This window comes from Corynebacterium sp. HMSC22B11 (genome assembly GCF_001815965.1).
Classification (GTDB): domain Bacteria; phylum Actinomycetota; class Actinomycetes; order Mycobacteriales; family Mycobacteriaceae; genus Corynebacterium.
In genome coordinates, this window is record NZ_KV823515.1 from 17611 (window position 1) to 35379 (window position 17769).

Sequence of the window (17769 nt, forward strand, 5' to 3'; positions counted from 1 at the left end):
ACCCGTATGGATCCGGTCACAGCACAACAACCCACACCACTGCGCCGGCGCACCGCCACCACCGAGGAATTCAACCTCATCCCGGCTCACGTCTTCCCACGCACCACGCGCCGGGCAGAGAACGGGGAGGTGGCGATCGGCGGCGTGAGCCTGCCCGAGCTCGCCGCCACACACGGCACCCCGAGCTTCGTTATGGACGAGGCCGACTTCCGCTCCCGCTGCCGCGAGATGGCGGAAGCCTTCGGCGGGGGAGAGCGGGTGCACTACGCCTCCAAGGCCTTCATCTCCACGGCCGTGTGCCGCTGGGTGGCTGAGGAGGGGCTGAGCCTGGACGTCGCGAGCCTCGGCGAGCTGCGCATCGCCCTGCACGCCGACTTCCCGGCCGAGCGCATCACGGTGCACGGCAATAACAAGAATGAAGAGTTCCTGCGTGCCGCCGTCGAGGCGGGCGTGGAGCTCATCGTGATCGACTCGCTCCAGGAGATCGCCGAACTGTCCCGCGTGGCCCGCGACCTGGGCACCACCCAGGACGTCCTGGTGCGCGTGACCCCGGGCGTGCACGTCGATACCCACGAGTTCATCGCGACCTCCCACGAGGATCAGAAGTTCGGCTTCTCCCTGGCCTCCGGCAAGGCCAAGCAGGCGGCCGAGGAGTGCCTCGCCGCTGATGGCCTGGTGCTGCGCGGCCTGCACTGCCACGTCGGCTCCCAGGTTTTCGATGCCGACGGCTTCGTGCTCGCCGCCGAGCGCCTGCTGGGCCTGTGGAAGCAGCTGCTATCCCACGAAGCCACGGGGGCGGATTTCAACGTCCTCGACCTGGGCGGCGGCTATGGCATCGCGTATACCCCGGACCAGGAGGCGCTTGACGTGGCCTCCGTGGCACGCAACCTGCTCGCGAAGGTCGCCGAGGCGGCCGAAGAAGCGGGCGTGCCGACCCCGATCGTCAACGTCGAGCCGGGGCGCGCGATCGCAGGCCCGGCCATGGTGACCATTTACCGGGTCGGCACCGTCAAGGACGTCGAGACCAGCGACCACACTGTGCGCCGGTACGTCTCCGTCGACGGCGGGATGAGCGATAACATTCGCCCGGCCCTCTATCAGGCGGAGTACGACGTCCGGGTGGTCAACCGTGAGGTCTCCGGCACGCTCGTCCCGACCCGTATCGTCGGTTCCCACTGCGAGTCCGGCGACATTCTGATCAACGATGTCCCGGTTCCCGACGACGTCGCGCCGGGCGACCTGTTGGCCATCGCGGCTACGGGGGCGTACTGCTACTCGATGTCCTCCCGCTACAACATGTTCCTGCGCCCGCCGGTGATTACCGTGGCTGATGGCCAGGACCGGGTGATGATTCGCCGGGAGCGCCTGGAGGATATTTTGGCCCTCGAGGGCTAGGGAAGGTCTGCCCCGGTAACGCCGGGCACACCCGTGAAACATAAAACTAGACAGCTTGGTCTATGTGGGTTAACCTCTGACCTAAGCGAATAACAGCTTGGCCTACTGTCGCTCGCTAGAATGGCTAGCCGACGCCACCAAAGGCGAGCGCAAAACCAACAACAACATTGGGAGAATATTCATGACTGACGCATCGGCGCCCACCATCCGCCCGGGTAAAGGACTCGACGCCACTATTGGTGTTGCACTGCTGGGCATGGGCACAGTCGGTGCTGAGGTTTACCGACTGCTCAACGAGCGTGCCGACGAGTTCGCGGCCCGTATCGGCGGGCCGCTGGAGGTCCGCGGTGTTGCGGTCTCCGATCTGTCCCGCCCGCGCGAGGGGGTCGACCCCGAGCTGCTGACGGACGACGCGCTCTCCCTGGTGCAGCGCGAGGACATCGACCTGGTCATCGAGGTCATCGGCGGCATCGACTACCCACGCCAGGTCGTCAACGCGGCCCTGAAGGCCGGCAAGTCCGTGGTCACGGCGAACAAGGCCCTCATCGCCGCCCACTCCGGCGAGCTTTCCGAGGCCGCCGAGTCCACCGGCGCTGACCTCTTCTTCGAGGCAGCCGTCGCCGCGGCCATCCCGGTCGTCGGCCCGCTGCTGCGATCCCTGGCTGGCGACAAGATTGAGTCCGTCATGGGCATCGTCAACGGCACCACCAACTACATCCTCGACGCCATGTATGAGCGTGGGGCCAGCTATGACGAGATGCTCGCCGAGGCCACCGAGCTGGGCTACGCCGAGGCCGACCCGTCCGCGGACGTCGATGGCCACGATGCAGCCTCCAAGGCTGCGATCCTGGCATCCCTGGCCTTCCACTCCCGCGTCTCCAGCGAGGACGTCCACACCGAGGGAATCCGTAACATCACCACCCAGGACATCGAGGCCGCCCGCGCCGCAGGCTGCACCATCAAGCTGCTCGCCCTGTGCGACCGCGTCACCCAGGCCGACGGCACCCCAGGTGTGTCCGCCCGCGTCTACCCGGCGCTCGTCCCGCTGTCCCACCCGCTGGCCAGCGTCTCCGAGTCCTATAACGCCATCTTCGTCGAGGCCGAGTCTGCCGGTCGCCTGATGTTCTACGGCAACGGCGCCGGCGGTGGCCCGACCGCCTCCGCCGTCCTCGGCGACGTCGTCGCCGTGGCCCGCAACATCATCCACGGTGGCCGCGGTCCGCGCGAGTCCACCTACGCCGCCCTTCCGATCGCTGATTTTGGAGACGTCGTGACCCGGTACCACGTTGACATGCTGGTGGAGGATCGTGTGGGCGTGCTCGCCGAGATCTCCAACGCCTTCTCTAAGCACAACGTCTCCCTGAAGACGGTGCGCCAGGAGAACAAGGACGACCTGGGCGCCCGCCTCGTCGTCGTGACCCACAGCGCCACCGAGAAGGACCTGGAGGAGACGGTCGCCACGCTCAACGAGCTCGACGCCGTCCGCGAGGTCCACTCCGTCATCCGTATGGAAGGTAAGTAACAGCAATGGCGACTGAGATCCCCGTCGGCCGCAAGGTTCGGGTCAAGGTTCCGGGTTCTTCCGCGAACCTGGGCCCCGGATTCGACTCGCTGGGTCTGGCCTTGAGCATCTACGACCATGTCGAGGTCGAGGTCATCGACTCCGGCCTCGAGGTGGAGGTCACCGGCGAGGGGCAGGGCGAGGTGCCGCTGGACGAGCGACACCTGGTCGTCCGCGCGATCCGTGCCGGGTTGAAGAAGGCGGATGTTATCGCCCGTGGCTTGCGGGTGCGCTGCAATAACTCCATCCCGCAGTCCCGTGGCCTGGGTTCCTCTGCCGCCGCCGCGGTCTCGGGCGTGGTGGCGGCCAATGCGCTGGCCGGGGACGTCCTAGACACGGACACGATCATTCAGCTTGCCTCGACCTTCGAGGGCCACCCGGATAACGTCGCGGCCTCCGTCCTCGGCAGCGCTGTCGTGTCCTGGACGAACATCCCGGTCGACGGCACCGAGCCGACGTACCACGCCTCCCCGGTCACGGTGCACCCGGATATTCGCGCCACCGCGCTGATTCCGAATTCCCACGCCTCCACCGAGGCTGTGCGTCGCGTGTTGCCGAGCGATATTCCGCACCTGGACGCCCGCTTCAACGTGTCCCGCACCGGCGTGCTGCTCGTTGCTCTGTCCAAGGACCCGAGCCTGCTGTGGGAGGGTACCCGGGACCGGATGCACCAGCCATTCCGCGCCGAGGTGCTGCCGATCTCCTCCGAGTGGGTCAACCGCCTGCGCAACCAGGGCTACCCGGCGTTCCTCTCCGGGGCGGGTCCGACCGTGCTGGTGCTGTCCACCGAGCCGGTGGAGGAGGCGCTCCTGCAGGAGGCCCGCGATCGTGGCATCCGGGTCGAAGAACTGACGGTGGCCGGGCCGGTGACCGTCGAGGACGCCTAAGCGGCTGACCGCGAACTAGCGGAAGCGGATCAGCCCGCCGCGCAGGCTGGCCAGCCCCGTGACGCCGCGTCGCTCCAGCGCATCCACCGCGTGGGCGGAACGAGACCCGCGCGCGCAGACCACGACCGCCCCGTTTTCCACCTCCGGCGGGGTGTAGCCGCCCAAGATCTCGGCCAGCGGTACATTGATCGCCCCGGGCAGGTGGAATTCCGCGAACTCTTTGGGCTCTCGCACGTCGATGATCGTGCTCCCCGGGGGAACCTCGGTGACCTCCACCGGACCATGCGGGGGCGTGCCCGTGCGCACCTGCTCGGTCACCGCCGGGTTGGCTGCCACCGGGATCTCCTCCCAGCTCGCGGTCAGGCTGTCGTAATAAGCGAGCCGGCCGAGCAGTGGGCGGCCCACACCTGTGATGAGCTTGATGGCCTCCAGGGCCATCGCTGAACCCACGATGCCCACCAGCGGGCCCAGGACACCCGCCTGCGAGCAGGAGGGCACTGCACCCGGCGCGGGCGGGGTGGGGAAGAGGTCCTCGTAGATCGGCCCATGACCAGCCCAGAACACCGATAGCTGCGCTTGATAGCCCAGGATCGAGGCCCAGACGTGCGGGATGCCCAGCCGGGCAGCCGCGTGACTGGCGACGTGCCGGGTGTCGAAGTTATCGGTGCCGTCGAGGACGAGGTCCGCGCCCTCCAGGAATGTCAGCGCGTTCTCCCAGGTCAGTCGCTCGACGACCGGATCGATGTGGACATCGGGGTTGAGCTCCGTCATCCGCGCGCGGGCGGAATGAGCCTTCGACTCACCCGTCGCGGCGGCGGTGGAGCTATGGATCACCTGGCGGTGCAGGTTGGTGAGCTCCACGGTGTCATCGTCGATGAGTGTGATGTGACCGATGCCTGCCGCGGCGAGGTACAGCAGCGCGGGGGAACCCAGCCCGCCGGCTCCGATCACTGCGACCCGCGAGGCAGCCAGCTTCTCCTGGGCCTGTGGGCCCATGAGGGTGACCTGGCGGCTATAGCGTTCGCTGGCGCTTGCTGAGCCTGCAGCGTCGACGGGGTGCGAGGACAATCTTCATGCTCCTTGGGGGGGATAATGTGCGGGCTTGTGCTCGCGAGGATTTATACCCCGCAGGCGACCTTCCACTGTAGCCCTAAAATGGGACCCGGTAGCCCGTCGCGACACCGCAGAAAGCATTGGTTCTTGCGGCTCGTGCAGGCGGCGTCGAGAAGAACTTGAGGAGCGCAGATGAGCGGCACAGACCAACACAACAACGCAGCACAGTGCAAGAGCGCTGATACGATCCAGCGCAAGATCGCCGACTCGCGCGATGATACGGCCCACCGCAAGAGCGCGAAGATCGTCGTCGTCTCCGACCGCATCGCCGGCGGGGAGCGGGAGAACACAATCGGGCAGGACGCAGCGGCGATTCTGCAGGAGGCCGGGTTCAGCGTCACCGACCTGCTCGTCGTGCCCGAGGGCGCCGAGCCCATCCGGAAAGAGCTCGAACGAGGCATCGCTGATGGGGTGACATTGCTGCTGACCTGCGGTGGAACGGGGCTGGGGCCGCGGAACCTCACCCCGGAAGAAACACTGAAGGTCATCTCCACCCGGCTGGAGACCGTGGAAACCCAGGTACTCGTGGAGGGGCTGAAGAATACGCCCAAGGCCTCGATGTCGCGCGGCGTGATCGGGCTGACCTCCCGAGAGCCGGGCGGCACATTGGTGGTCAACGCCTCCTCGTCCTCGGGCGGAATGCGGGACTGTCTGAAGGTCATCCTGGCGGTCTGGCCCAGCATTTCGGGCTGGATCCGATAGCGCCTAAGAACGGGCTAGCATGGTGCACATGCGTATCCACTACTTTGCCGCCGCCCGCGCCGCCACTGGGGTCAGCGAGGAAACCAGCGAGGGCTTCGACACCCTCGGCGAGCTGCTCGACGATGCGGCAGCGCGGCATACCGGTCGCACGGACTCTGGGTTGAGCCTTGCCGACATCCTGGAACGCTGCACCTTCCTCGTCGATGGCCAGCGGGCCGAGCGCGCATTCGTGCTTGATGGCGCTCAGCGCGTGGACGTCTTGCCACCCTTCGCCGGGGGATAGGGGCTTATTCGGCGCTCGGTGTCGGCCGCGCCCGGCTGCGCGGATGAGCCCACCCCAGCCTGACTCAGTCCGACGTCATTCACGTCCGACGTCGCCGAACCCGGCTTGATCACCCAGCCCAGTCCCACCCAGTTCGACGTCACCCAGCTCCGCGAGTTGCGCCGGGGTGTCGAAGTCTCGCTCCGCGCCTGTTCCCGGCACCCGCACAACCCGCCCGGTGGCCCGCAGCAGCGAGCCAGCAGGCACCTCCCGAGCTCCGGTCTCCGCTATTGCCGCGATGAGACTGGCCCGGCGCCAGAGAGCGCACAGCGGCTCGTCGAAACCCTCGGCGTTGACCACCACCGCGCAGTCCGCCGCGCCAATGGCCTCGGCGAGCTGGGGCAGGAGCGCGGCAGAGCCAGGGGCGTCGACGGCCAATACCGCCACCCATTCGGTATCCAGCTCTTTTAGCCCCGCGGCAATGCCCGCCACTGGCCCACCGAAGGGAGGGGTTTCGCTGACCGTCGGCACCCCCAGATTCTTTGGGGCCACGGCCACCCGCGGGCAGTGGGAGGGGAGGGACTCCCACAGCCGGTCGATGAGCCTGCGCCCATCCACTGTGACCTGGGCCTTATCAGCCCCCATGCGGGTTGATTTTCCGCCCGCCAACACCACGATGCCAAGGTTGGCAAGCACGTCATCCGGCAAGGTGGAGCGCGCGCCGGGGCGCACGCTGGTGGGCTCGCTGGCGTCGTGAGGGGCCGACATTCTCGACCATGCCTAGAGCCACTGCCCGGCGTTGCAGCGGCCGAGCAGATAGACGAGCAACGGTTCCCCTTCGCCTGGGGCTGCGACCCCCGCCGTGCCGTCTGCAGCAGCATCGACAACGGGCTCGATGACCGTGAAGCCATCGATGCCGGTCAGCGCGGTGACGTCGCTGGAATTATGAGCGCCAGTGGAAAACGGTACTGCGACCGGGGCACCGTCCCCCTCGGTTAGGCGGACGGGAACGACCAGTGAGCGGCCCTTTCGCGGGGCAGCGAATCCAGGTCCGGCGACCGCCCGGATTGGCCGAAACGCCTGGGCCGCCCGGTTACCCGTGCCCAGCACCGCGAGCAGCGGGGCCACGTAAAGCAGGAAAGACACATAAGCCGCCACGGGGTTCCCCGGCAGGCAGACCAGCGTGGCTTCACCCCAGGAGGCCACCCCCTGTGGGGTGCCGGGGCGCTGCGCGACCGGGCCGAACCACGACCCTTCGCGAGGGGCCACCACCTCCCGCACCACGTCGAAGGCCCCTGCGCTGATCCCGCCGGTGGTCACGATCACGTCGCACGCACTCGCCTCGTCCAGCAGCTCCGCCAAACCCCTGCCGCGATCCCCACTGTGGAACCTTCGCACCTCAGCTGCCCCATGCTCCGCGGCCAGCGCGGCGATCATCGGCAGGTTGGAATCCGGCAGCTGGGAGGCACCCGGTAGATCCGGCCAGGGCACCAGCTCGTCCCCGGTGGAGATCACCGCCACCGTGGGCCGGGCATATACATCCACGGCCTGAACCCCCGCCGAGGTCAGCGCGGCGAGCGTGCCCGCATCCACCCGCATGCCCGCTGCTGCCACAACCACCCCGGCGGCGTGCTTGCCCCCGGCAAGGCGGATGTGGCTGCGGTTTACATCCACCGTGCGCACCGTGATTTGCTCGGGCAGGGTCTGCGGCCCGGCGGGGACGGAAGTCTGTTCCACAGGAACGACGAGGATGTCCTCTCCCGATGGCACCGGGGCACCCGTCATAACCCGGACCGCGTGGCCGGGAGGGCACGTGATGCGCGGGGCGCCGGCGGGGATATCACCGGCCACCGGCAGCACCCAGGGGCCGGGATCGGTGACATCCGCCGCGTGCAGCGCGAAGCCATCCATCGCGGAGTTATCGAAGATTGGATTCGCCAGTATGGCGCGGGCATCGCCCGCCAGCACGTGGCCATAAGCCCGGTCGAGCGGTACACTCTGGCAGACTTTCGGCCGGGCCAGTGCGAGCACTCGAGCGCGGTGCTGGGCGATGGAAGTTAGATCTGCCACGTTAGCCGCCGATCTTGCTCATGGTGCGCTCCGGTTGGAGGAAGCCGGGATCATCGATGCCGTGTCCCGGCTTCTTGCGCGCCATCGCACCGGCCCACGCATCCGCGAGCTCCTCGTCGCTTGCGCCCTGCCGCATCATGTCCCGTAGGGAGACCTCGTCGGCGGCCTTGGAGAATAGGCAGGAGCGGATCGCCCCGTCGGTGGTCAGTCGGGTGCGGTCGCACGCCCCGCAGAAGGGGTGGGTGACGCTCGCGATGATGCCCACCTGCCCGGAGTACTCCCCGTCGGTGATATCCCATAGTGCAGCGGGCGCGGAGCCGCGAGGCTCTTCTGCAGGAGTGAGGGTGAACTCGGTCGCCAACCGCTCCAGGAGAGCATCGGCCGTGACCATGCCCTCCCGGGTCCACTGGCCGCGCGGTCCCAGCGGCATCTGCTCGATGAAACGTAGCTGCAGACCCTTTCTCAGGCAGAAGCGCACCAAATCCGCGGCCGAGTCCTCGTTCTCGCTGGGCAGGACGACCGAGTTGATTTTCACTGGGGTCAGACCGGCAGCCAGCGCGGCGTCGATGCCGCGGAGGACATCCTCGTGGCGATTCCGCCGGCTGAGCGCTGCGAAGGTCTGCGGGTCCGTGGTGTCGAGCGAGATATTGATGCGGCTCAAGCCAGCTGCCTTAAGCCCGGCTGCCCGCTTGTCCAGGCCGAGCGCATTCGTCGTGATGGCGATGCCCGGCACCTGGCCCTCGTCGGTGCGCAGCTGGGCGGTGGCCGCCACCAGTTCCTCCAGGGACTTGCGCAGAAGCGGCTCGCCACCGGTGAAACGAACCGCCCGGATGCCCAGCGTCTCCACGCCGATGCGCACCAGCCGGATGACCTCCGCATCGCTCAGCGAGTGCTCCGTGGGCAGCCATTCCAGGCCATCAGCCGGCATGCAGTAGGTGCAGCGCAGGTTGCAGCGATCGGTGAGGCTGACCCGCAGATCCCGGGCCACGCGACCGAAGGAGTCGACCAGCTGGCGGGGGCGGGGAGCAGAGGAATTGTGAGTCATCGTGGGGCTCATTCTAGTGGGACTGTCAACGCCCGTAGCAGCCACTAGTCCTCGCCGAACTCAGCTTCTTCGTTGGGATCCGGCAGGGTCATGATCTCCAACTCGCCACGGCGCATCAGCCGGCGCAGCTCCTTCTTGTCGAACTTCTCCACGCTCGTGCGCTCGATGTTCTCCACGAAACAGAAGTTCTCCGGGGCCATCCACGCGGGAACCTGCGGCAGCAGGGAGTTGCGGATATCCGTCGCGGTCTCCTCCGTTGGTTCGTAGCCCGCGGCCAGGACGACGACGGCCAGGGGTCGCTGGCCCCATTTATCGTCCGGGATGCCGATGACCGCCGCCTCGTTCACCCCGGGATAGGCCAGCAGGTAGTTCTCCAGGGAGGCGGAGTAGATCCACTCGCCGCCCGAGCGGATCACGTCATTCTTCCGGTCGTGGATGACGAGGAAACCGTCCTGGGTCACGGTGGCGATATCCCCGGTGCGCAGCCAGCCGTCGACAGTGAAGCGGCTGGAGCCATCGTCCACCGCCTCGCCCCGGAAGACGCTCGCCGCGCCGTCGCCCGTCTGGCTGGGGGACTCGTAGTAGCTAGCGGCCACGGTATTCCCGCGGACCTGCAGCTCGCCGGCGTTGCGGTCGTGGGATTCCAGGGCGCGGCCGGCGTCGTTGACGATGCGGTATTCCAGCCCCACGGGGAAGCGACCCTGGGAGTAGCGGTAAGCGGCACGAGCTTGACCGGCCACGCCGGCAGGTGGGTGGGCGACCGTGCCGATCGGCGAGGTTTCCGTCATTCCCCAGCAGTGGATCATGTCCACGCCGTAGCGGGCCTCCCAGGCGTCGATGAGGGCCGGGGGTACCTGCGAGCCGCCGGAATAGATCGTCTGCAGGCTCATGCGCCGCGGCGGGGTCTTCTCGTAGTGGACGATCAGGCTCATCCATACAGCCGAGGCCCCGTGCGCCTGGCGGGGCATGGCGTCCTCGATGACGTGGGCGAGGTGTTCGGGGTCCGTGGTGTGCCCGGTCATCACCATCGGCGCGCCGGACATGAACGCAGCGAGCGGAACGCCCCAGCTCAAGACGTGATAGATCGGCACTCCCAGGAGGAATGGGGTGTCGTTCTGGATGCCGAAGCTATCGGCCGTGCGTAGCCCCAGGGAGTGCAGCCACAGGGAGCGGTGCGAGTACACCACGCCCTTCGGCGCCCCGGCCGTGCCGGTGGAATAACACAGTGCTGCCGGTGCGGTTTCCGGCAGATTCGGCCAGTCGTAGATCGCAGGCCGCTCATCCAGTAGCGACTCGTAGTCGGCCACGTGGACCTGGCGATCGGGGTCAGCCTCGGCGAAGGTGAGGGTGATCCGGTCCTGGATGCGGGTGATATCCGCGGGGCTGGCCCCGACGAGGACCACGCCCTCCACGGTGGGGCACTGGGGGAGCATCTCGACCAGGCGGTCGGCGTCCACCGCATCACAGACGATGACGCGATCCTCGGCGTGATTGATCGTGTGGATGACCTGGTCGTCGGCCAGCTGCCGGTTCAGCGGCTGGAAGACCGCGCCCATCGACGGGGCCGCCAGCAGCACCTCCAGGTGCTCGGTGCGGTTGACCATCAGGGTTGCCACCCGGTCGCCGATGCGGATGCCGAAATCCTCGGCAAGCGCGTGCGCGAGTGCGGCAACGCGCGCCCCGATCTCCTTGAAGGTCGTGACCTCAGGCTCGGTTCCCAGGTAGGTGGTCACCGTGCTGTTGCGGTGCGCATTGGTGCCGTAGGTCAAGATTTGCGATACGGAAAAGGGGCGTTCCTGCATCGTAGATTCCATGGTGTCCACCTTAGCCCGCGGTTGGGTGTTCCTTTTCTTTATGACGCCACCAGCCCACCAACCCGGCGGCTCGGCCATCGTTGATGCGTCCTGGCCAAGGGGAGTCGTGACTCAAGCTGGGTTCAAAGGTGTGTGAGCGATCGCCGGGTGTTACACTTGCAGCTGCTTCGAGGGCACCGTGCGATCAGCCGGGGCCCAGGAGGATTCCAGGGTGTGGGGCGTTCAATCGCCAGCGCCGCTTCGTGGGCCGGGTTGTTATTGGCCCCGCGGCAGCCGCACCGCCACCGCGATTCCCCGGCCGACCCCAGGCAGTGGGCGTCTGCCAGATGTGCGGGATCGTGGGAGGGCAATTTCTTTTAATACTCAAGAATAATTCCGGGTTGTTGCCTGCTTGGCGCATCTGTTGAGTGGCCGCCACCTGGGCCGGCGTGTGTCGTCGGCCAAAATCAATGAAAATTCTGCGCAGCGCGTGAGATGCACTGGCCAATAGTCCTGGCTGGTGTCGACCAAGGATGCTGTGCGACGGAAAGGACTTTCGTGAGCTTGTCCGACATCATCGAGCGGGGTCAGGCCAATGGGCTGGCTTCCCTCAAGCTGGCCGAGCTGCGGCAAGTTGCAGCGGCCCAGGGGCTCAAGGGAACGTCGAAACTGCGCAAAGGAGACCTCGTGGCAGCCATCGAGAACGCTGGCAAGGGTGGCGGCGCTGTAGCCAGCGACCGGCCCGAACAGAAGGCCGAGAAGAAGGCTGAGCAGCGCAACGAGCGCAGCGAGCACAGAGAAGGCAAGCAGGCCGAGCGTCGCGATGATCAGCAAAACGGGCGCCCATCCTCCAAGGAACCAGAGAACAACTCCGGCCAGCAGGAGGAACAGAACTCGGGCAGCAACGAGCGGGAGGATCGTCGCAACAACCGTCACAACGATGGCGGCGATAACCACCAGGGGCGCCGGCGTCGTCACCGCCGGAACCGCCGCAACCGCCGTGGGGGAGACCGGGGCCACGACCGCAACAACGGGCACCGGAACAACGGTGGCCACGGCGATGGCGGAAACCACGAGGATGGTGGCGAGAACCGCAAGGACCAACAGGACCACAAGCCGGAGCCACAGGAGGCCCCGGTCGCGGGCATCCTCGACTTCGCGGACGCCAACACCGCCTTCATCCGCACCACTGGCTACCACGCGGGGCCGACGGACGTGTACGTCCCGATCAACACGGTGCGCAAGTACGGCATGCGCCACGGCGACGCCATCGTTGGCACCATCCGTCCGAACGCAAAGCAGGGCGGTGGCCGCGGCCGCAACCGCCAGAAGTTCACCCCGCTGCACTCCGTAGAGACAGTCAACGGCCTGTCCCCAGAGCAGGCAGCGCAGCGCCCGGACTTCTCCAAGCTGACCCCGCTGTACCCGAATCAGCGCCTGCGCCTGGAGACCACCCCGAAGGTGCTGACCACCCGCGTGATCGACCTGATCATGCCGATCGGTAAGGGCCAGCGCGCGCTCATCGTCTCCCCGCCGAAGGCCGGTAAGACCACGATCCTGCAGGACATCGCCAACGCGATCTCCACCAATAACCCGGAGTGCTACCTCATGGTCGTCCTCGTCGACGAGCGGCCGGAGGAGGTCACGGACATGCAGCGCAGCGTCAACGGCGAGGTCATCGCCTCGACGTTCGACCGCCCGCCGAAGGAGCACACCGCCGTCGCGGAGCTCGCGGTGGAGCGCGCGAAGCGCCTGGTCGAGCAGGGTAAGGACGTCGTTCTCCTGCTCGACTCCATCACCCGACTGGGCCGTGCGTACAACAACTCCTCGCCGGCCTCCGGGCGCATCCTGTCCGGTGGTGTCGACTCCAACGCCCTGTACCCGCCGAAGCGCTTCCTGGGCGCAGCTCGCAACATCGAGCACGGCGGCAGCCTGACCATCATCGCCACCGCGATGGTGGAGACCGGCTCCGCTGGCGACACGGTGATCTTCGAGGAGTTCAAGGGCACAGGTAACGCCGAGCTGAAGCTGGACCGCAAGATCGCCGAGCGCCGCGTGTTCCCGGCCGTGGACGTCAACCCGTCCGGCACCCGCAAGGACGAACTTCTGCTCGGCCCGGACGAGGCACGTGTCATGCACAAGCTGCGCCGCATCCTCTCCGCCCTGGATCCGCAGGCCGCGATCGACCTGCTCATCAAGCAGCTGCGGAAGAACAAGACGAACCGCGACTTCATGATCCAGATCGCCAGCTCCGCCCCGCTCGCGGATGAAGAGGATGACTAGTCCGCACGCCAACCGGCTAGCATTGACCAGTGGACCAGGACTATTAGGAAGAGACTAAAAGCATGTCCAAGGCAGGCAAAGACTCGAGCAAGGATTCCGCGCTCGACCACACCCCGTCGGTGATGGATGACATCCTCTCGGAGTACCAGGGGCTGGAGGCCCAGCTGGCGGACCCGGAGCTGCACAATGACCCGAAGGCGGCGCGCCGGGTCGGCAAGCGTTTCCAGGAGCTCCAGCCGGTGATCCAGACCTACGAGCGGCTGAACACCGCGCGGGAGGATCACGAGGCCGCGGCCGAAATGGCCAGCGAGGATGCGGAGTTCGCTGAGGAGGCCACCCGCCTGGAGGCGGAGATCGAGGAGCTGCAGGAAAAGCTCACCGATCTGCTCGCCCCGCGGGACCCCAAGAACGGCGACGACATCATCATGGAGATCAAGTCCGGCGCCGGTGGCGAGGAGGCGGCCCTCTTCGCTGGAGAGCTGGCGCGCATGTACCAGCGCTACGCGGAGCGTCACGGCTTCGCCACCGAGATTCTGGGCCTCAACGAGACCGACCTGGGCGGGGTCAAGGACATGACCATGTCCATCCGCTCCAAGCAGCCCTCCCGCGACGGCGCATGGGCCGACTTCAAGTTCGAGGGCGGCGTCCACCGCGTGCAGCGTGTGCCCGTCACCGAGTCCCAGGGGCGCATCCAGACCTCCGCCGCCGGTGTGCTGGTCTACCCGGAGCCGGACGAGGTCGAGGACGTCGAGATCGACGAGAAGGACATCCGTGTGGACGTCTATCGTTCCTCCGGTAAGGGCGGCCAGGGCGTGAACACCACCGACTCGGCAGTCCGCATCACCCACCTGCCGACCGGCGTGGTCGTGACCTGTCAGAAGGAACGTTCCCAGATCCAGAACCGCGCCCGCGCGATGCAGGTGCTGGCAGCTCGCCTGCAGCAGATGAAGGAAGAAGAGGCCGAGGCAGAGGCAGCGGAGGGGCGCGCCGCACAGATCCGCACCATGGACCGCTCCGAGCGCATCCGCACCTATAACTTCCCGGAGTCCCGCGTCTCTGACCACCGCATCGGTTACAAGGCCAATAACCTGGATTCCGTGCTGGACGGGGACCTGGAGTCCCTCTTCGCGGCTCTGAAGGAAGCCGAGCGCATCGAGCGCCTCGAGGCCGAGGCCTAAATGGCCACCGTCAGCGAGGCGGTGCGCACCGCTGCGCGGCAGTTTTCCGACGCCGGACTGGCGTCTCCGCTCAACGACGCTCGCTGGCTCATGGCCTACGCCCTGGCCGGGGAGGGCAACGCGGATTCGCCGCGCACCCCGGCCGGACTGACCGAGGTCTTCGCCGCCAGTGGCGACCCGGAGCCGGTGATCTTCGCCGAGTGGGTGGCCCGCCGGGCGCGTCGCGAGCCCCTGCAGCACATCGTGGGGGCCGCGCCCTTCTTCGGCTACGACCTCTACAGCGATTCCCGTGGTTTCATCCCGCGACCTGAAACCGAACTGCTCACCGAGTACGCGTTGGGGCGGATCCGTGCCTGGCTTGAGCGCGCCGCCGCCGAGCCAAACCTGCGCCCGGCAGACGGGGTGGTGCGCGTGGTGGACCTGTGCGCCGGCCCCGGCACCATCGGCCTGGCGCTGGCCGCGCAGCTCGCGGAGTTCCTCCGCGGGCAGGCTACGTCCAGCCCCGCCGACTACCGCTGGCTCCGCACAATTGAGGTGACCGGCATCGAGCTGGATCCGGCGGCGGTGGAGCTGGGGCAGGAGAATCTCACATACTTCCGCCGGGCGGGTCTGCTCGGCGAACAGCTGGACGTCCGCCTCGTGGAGGGCGACGTCCGCGATCTGGGGCTTCTCGACGACCTCGGGCTTGCCGGTCGTGCCCAGCTCGTCGTGGCGAACCCGCCCTACGTCCCCAGTGGCAGCCGCACGGACGTCGAGACCGGCGCCGACCCCGCGATCGCCGTTTTCTCCGGCGACGACGGCCTCGAGCTCATGCCCCACGTCGCCACCGCGATCGTGCGCGCCGCCGCCCCCGGGGCGCAGGTCGCCGTCGAACACGACGATGCCACCGGGGATCAGACCCGGGAGATCCTCATTGCGGCGGGACTGAGCGACGTCGAGAAGAAACAGGATTTTGCTGACCGCGACCGCTTCGTCGTCGGGCGAGCAGCACCACGGCAGGCAAGCCAATAGCAGGTACCGCGCGGGCAGCACCGGGCGGGGCACTACACTCTAGAAGAAGAAAACAGCGCACAATTCCCAAGTAAGGGAGAAGGAAGCACATGGCCCAGCGAGTAGACGCGACAAACCCCGGAGACCGGGAGGGCGCCATCGTCACAGCGGAGAACGCGGTGAAGGGCGGTCGGTTGATCGTCATGCCGACGGACACCCTTTATGGCATCGGCTGCGATGCCTTCGATAACGCCGCCGTCGAGGCTCTGCTGCAGGCCAAGCACCGCGGCCCGGATATGCCCGTGCCCGTGCTGATTGGATCTTGGGACACCGTCGAGGGGCTGGTCGCGGAGTTCAGCGCGCACCTGCGCCGGCTGGTCGAGGCGTTTTGGCCCGGTGGGCTTTCCCTGGTCGTGCCGCAGGCTCCGAGCCTGCCGTGGAACCTAGGGGACACCCGCGGCACCGTGATGCTGCGCATGCCGAATCACCCGATCGCGATCGACCTGCTGCAGCGCACGGGCCCGATGGCGGTGTCCAGCGCGAACGTTTCCGGCCAGCCGCCGGCCACCACCGTGGCCATGGCTGAGGAGCAGCTCGGGGATTCCGTGGCGGTGTACCTGGACGGCGGGAAGGCGACCATCGGGGAGCCCTCCACGATCGTTGACCTGGCTGGCCACCGGCCACGCATCCTGCGCGAGGGCGCGATCAGTGCCGAACAGATCGGCGAGGTACTTCAGATGCCAGCCAGCGAGCTGCGTTCGAAGTCCTAAAGGTGGGCTAACGGGATGCTTGTGGCTCAGGGATTCACGCCGGTGGCCGGCGCTGGCGTGCCGCTGCGCGAGCTGGCGCTCGTGTTGCTGGTCGGCTGTACCGTGACCTTCCTGACCACTGGCGGCGTGCGCTACCTCATGGTCCGCTACGGCACCATGGCCATGCCCCGGGAGCGCGACGTGCACACGGTTCCCACGCCTCGCTTGGGCGGGGTGGGGATGTTTACCGGCGTGGTTGTCGCGATTGTCGCCGCAGCTCAGCTGCCTGCCTTGAATCGCGGATTCCCGCCGGTTACACCGGATATGACGGCGGTGCTGGCCTCAGCCTTCGTGATTGTCATCGTCGGTATTCTCGACGACCTGCGGGACATCGCCTGGTGGGTCAAGCTCGGCGGGCAGGTCGTGGGGGCGACGCTCATGAGCCTGCTGGGGTTGAGCTGGTATCTGATCTACTGGCCGGGCGGGGAGGGGACCACCCTCATCCTGGACCAGGTCCAGTCCACGATCTTGACCGTTCTTCTGACGGTCACGATCATCAACGCGATGAACTTCGTCGACGGCCTGGACGGCCTGGCTGCCGGTCTGGGGCTGATCGCGGCGGGTACCGTGCTGATCTACTCGCTGACGATCCTGCATGACCAGGGTGGGGCGGTGTCCGCGTACCCGCCGGCGATCATCTCTGCCGTGCTCGCTGGGGTGTGCATGGGCTTTCTGCCGCATAATTTCTCACCCGCGCGGATTTTCATGGGAGACTCCGGGTCCATGCTCATCGGCACGCTGCTCTCGGCCGCCTGCGTGTCGGCCTCCGGACGCATTAACCTTTCGCTCTACGGTGTGGCGGACATGTTCGCGCTGCTGTCTCCCGTGATCGTGGTGCTGGCTGCGCTGTTCATCCCGCTGTTGGATCTCGTGCTCGCTGTGGTGCGACGCGTGGCGGCTGGCAAGAGCCCGTTCGCGCCGGATAAGAAGCACCTGCATCACCGCCTGCTGCGGCTGGGGCACACCCAAAAGCAGGTTGTCCTGGTGCTTTATACCTGGGTCGGGGTGGCGGCGTTCAGCGCGGTGGGTTCCACGGTCTTGCCAACGAACTTGACCGCGATCCTGGTCGGGGTGCTGCTGCTCGTGGCCGTGGTGAGCACGGCGATCCCGTTGTGGAAATCTGGGGAAGCGGAAGATAGAGTAATCCGACGTGAGTGAAGATTTTGCAGGTCACAATGACCGCCAGCCAGACCAGCCCGGGGCAAACGACCCTCAAGCTGCGCAGTCCCCGCTGCCTCCCGTTGAGGACGACCCGGACGTCGGTGATTCCCGCCGTCCGCTGATCCGTGCCGCCCGGGGTGGTCTCATCGCTCTGGCTGCGGTGACGGTGTTCTCGCTGGCCCTGTGGGGCGCGACGCGCGACCTTCCGGGGATCTATGGCGCGCTCATCGGTGCGGCGATTGGTGGCGGCTTTCTGTTGATGACGATCGGCGTGGTGCTGGTGACTGCCAATTCCTCCCCGCAGGTCACCCTGGGGGCGGTGCTGGGGTCGTGGCTCCTCAAGGCAGCGCTGCTGCTGGTTGTGCTGATCGTCATCAAGGACAAGACCTTCTATGACAACACGGCGCTGGGCGTCACAATCATCTTGGTGCTTGTTGCGATGCTCGGCTCGGAAATCATGGCAATTACACGCACGAAGCTGATGTATATCCCCGAGAAATAGGCCGCGAATTCAGCCGAC

General features: G+C 66.9%; 16 protein-coding genes. 11 read left to right on the forward strand and 5 right to left on the reverse strand.

Annotation, left to right across the window (positions count from 1 at the left end; translation table 11 throughout):
• The first annotated feature begins 6 nt into the window (after positions 1–6).
• From lysA to thrB, 3 genes are all read left to right on the forward strand, one after another.
• Positions 7–1395 carry a diaminopimelate decarboxylase gene (gene lysA / locus HMPREF3088_RS08080; protein ID WP_012359944.1) on the forward strand — a complete coding sequence of 463 codons (1389 nt, stop codon included), beginning with the start codon at positions 7–9 and terminating at the stop codon, positions 1393–1395.
• Positions 1396–1576: 181 nt separating this feature from the next.
• Positions 1577–2917 (forward strand): homoserine dehydrogenase, encoded by a 1341-nt coding sequence (locus HMPREF3088_RS08085; protein ID WP_012359945.1) that lies wholly within the window; start codon positions 1577–1579, stop codon positions 2915–2917.
• Between the two features lie 5 nt (positions 2918–2922).
• Positions 2923–3843, forward strand: coding sequence for a homoserine kinase (thrB, locus tag HMPREF3088_RS08090; protein WP_012359946.1), 921 nt, complete (start codon positions 2923–2925; stop codon positions 3841–3843).
• 15 nt (positions 3844–3858) lie between these two features.
• Here thrB and HMPREF3088_RS08095 read toward each other — a convergent pair whose 3' ends face one another.
• A complete protein-coding gene (locus HMPREF3088_RS08095; protein ID WP_070759273.1) occupies positions 3859–4911 on the reverse strand; it encodes a ThiF family adenylyltransferase in 1053 nt (350 codons plus the stop codon).
• A gap of 177 nt (positions 4912–5088) precedes the next feature.
• Between HMPREF3088_RS08095 and HMPREF3088_RS08100 the strand changes: the two genes are divergently transcribed.
• Both HMPREF3088_RS08100 and HMPREF3088_RS08105 read left to right on the forward strand, forming a co-directional pair.
• A complete protein-coding gene (locus HMPREF3088_RS08100) occupies positions 5089–5658 on the forward strand; it encodes a molybdopterin-binding protein (protein WP_070759274.1) in 570 nt (189 codons plus the stop codon).
• Between the two features lie 28 nt (positions 5659–5686).
• Positions 5687–5941 (forward strand): MoaD/ThiS family protein, encoded by a 255-nt coding sequence (locus HMPREF3088_RS08105; protein WP_173362308.1) that lies wholly within the window; start codon positions 5687–5689, stop codon positions 5939–5941.
• Positions 5942–6016: 75 nt separating this feature from the next.
• Here HMPREF3088_RS08105 and HMPREF3088_RS08110 read toward each other — a convergent pair whose 3' ends face one another.
• The 4 genes from HMPREF3088_RS08110 to HMPREF3088_RS08125 are packed head-to-tail and all read right to left on the reverse strand — an operon-like array spanning position 6017 to position 10849.
• Positions 6017–6688: a molybdenum cofactor guanylyltransferase gene (locus HMPREF3088_RS08110; RefSeq protein ID WP_070759275.1), complete on the reverse strand. Its 672-nt coding sequence runs from the start codon at positions 6686–6688 to the stop codon at positions 6017–6019.
• 12 nt (positions 6689–6700) lie between these two features.
• Positions 6701–7990 (reverse strand): molybdopterin molybdotransferase MoeA, encoded by a 1290-nt coding sequence (locus tag HMPREF3088_RS08115; RefSeq protein WP_015381448.1) that lies wholly within the window; start codon positions 7988–7990, stop codon positions 6701–6703.
• 1 nt (position 7991) lies between these two features.
• Positions 7992–9035 (reverse strand): GTP 3',8-cyclase MoaA, encoded by a 1044-nt coding sequence (gene moaA, locus HMPREF3088_RS08120; RefSeq protein WP_232620285.1) that lies wholly within the window; start codon positions 9033–9035, stop codon positions 7992–7994.
• A gap of 44 nt (positions 9036–9079) precedes the next feature.
• Complete coding sequence (locus HMPREF3088_RS08125; protein WP_070759369.1) at positions 9080–10849, reverse strand: long-chain fatty-acid--CoA ligase; 1770 nt, start codon at positions 10847–10849, stop codon at positions 9080–9082.
• A 537-nt stretch (positions 10850–11386) separates the two neighbouring features.
• On the opposite strand from HMPREF3088_RS08125, the gene rho reads away from it, so the two are divergent.
• The 6 genes from rho to HMPREF3088_RS08155 all read left to right on the forward strand — a co-directional run bounded on the left by rho (position 11387) and on the right by HMPREF3088_RS08155 (position 17751).
• Complete coding sequence (gene rho, locus HMPREF3088_RS08130) at positions 11387–13111, forward strand: transcription termination factor Rho (protein ID WP_070759277.1); 1725 nt, start codon at positions 11387–11389, stop codon at positions 13109–13111.
• 62 nt (positions 13112–13173) lie between these two features.
• On the forward strand, positions 13174–14289 hold the full coding sequence (prfA, locus tag HMPREF3088_RS08135) for a peptide chain release factor 1 (protein WP_070759279.1): 1116 nt from the start codon (positions 13174–13176) through the stop codon (positions 14287–14289).
• Complete coding sequence (locus HMPREF3088_RS08140; protein WP_070759281.1) at positions 14290–15300, forward strand: N5-glutamine methyltransferase family protein; 1011 nt, start codon at positions 14290–14292, stop codon at positions 15298–15300. It begins immediately after the preceding gene.
• An 89-nt stretch (positions 15301–15389) separates the two neighbouring features.
• The gene (locus HMPREF3088_RS08145; RefSeq protein WP_070759283.1) at positions 15390–16049 is read left to right on the forward strand and encodes an L-threonylcarbamoyladenylate synthase; all 660 of its coding nucleotides are present in this window, start codon (positions 15390–15392) and stop codon (positions 16047–16049) included.
• Between the two features lie 15 nt (positions 16050–16064).
• Positions 16065–17246, forward strand: a complete 1182-nt coding sequence (locus HMPREF3088_RS08150) for an MraY family glycosyltransferase (RefSeq protein WP_070759285.1) — start codon at positions 16065–16067, stop codon at positions 17244–17246.
• Positions 17239–17751 (forward strand): Cg1360 family ATP-synthase-associated protein, encoded by a 513-nt coding sequence (locus HMPREF3088_RS08155; RefSeq protein WP_070759287.1) that lies wholly within the window; start codon positions 17239–17241, stop codon positions 17749–17751. The genes HMPREF3088_RS08150 and HMPREF3088_RS08155 overlap by 8 nt, the downstream gene beginning before the upstream one ends.
• The last annotated feature ends 18 nt before the right edge of the window (positions 17752–17769 follow it).

Excerpts from the sequence above, each read along its gene's own strand:
- HMPREF3088_RS08125 (WP_070759369.1), bottom strand. The coding sequence starts at position 10,849 with ATGGAATCTACGATGCAGGAACGCCCCTTTTCCGTATCGCAAATCTTG.
- HMPREF3088_RS08140 (WP_070759281.1), top strand. The coding sequence starts at position 14,290 with ATGGCCACCGTCAGCGAGGCGGTGCGCACCGCTGCGCGGCAGTTTTCC.
- HMPREF3088_RS08150 (WP_070759285.1), top strand. The coding sequence starts at position 16,065 with ATGCTTGTGGCTCAGGGATTCACGCCGGTGGCCGGCGCTGGCGTGCCG.
- lysA (WP_012359944.1), top strand. The coding sequence starts at position 7 with ATGGATCCGGTCACAGCACAACAACCCACACCACTGCGCCGGCGCACC.
- HMPREF3088_RS08085 (WP_012359945.1), top strand. The coding sequence starts at position 1,577 with ATGACTGACGCATCGGCGCCCACCATCCGCCCGGGTAAAGGACTCGAC.
- HMPREF3088_RS08145 (WP_070759283.1), top strand. The coding sequence starts at position 15,390 with ATGGCCCAGCGAGTAGACGCGACAAACCCCGGAGACCGGGAGGGCGCC.
- prfA (WP_070759279.1), top strand. The coding sequence starts at position 13,174 with ATGTCCAAGGCAGGCAAAGACTCGAGCAAGGATTCCGCGCTCGACCAC.
- HMPREF3088_RS08110 (WP_070759275.1), bottom strand. The coding sequence starts at position 6,688 with ATGTCGGCCCCTCACGACGCCAGCGAGCCCACCAGCGTGCGCCCCGGC.
- thrB (WP_012359946.1), top strand. The coding sequence starts at position 2,923 with ATGGCGACTGAGATCCCCGTCGGCCGCAAGGTTCGGGTCAAGGTTCCG.
- HMPREF3088_RS08105 (WP_173362308.1), top strand. The coding sequence starts at position 5,687 with ATGCGTATCCACTACTTTGCCGCCGCCCGCGCCGCCACTGGGGTCAGC.
- HMPREF3088_RS08100 (WP_070759274.1), top strand. The coding sequence starts at position 5,089 with ATGAGCGGCACAGACCAACACAACAACGCAGCACAGTGCAAGAGCGCT.
- moaA (WP_232620285.1), bottom strand. The coding sequence starts at position 9,035 with ATGACTCACAATTCCTCTGCTCCCCGCCCCCGCCAGCTGGTCGACTCC.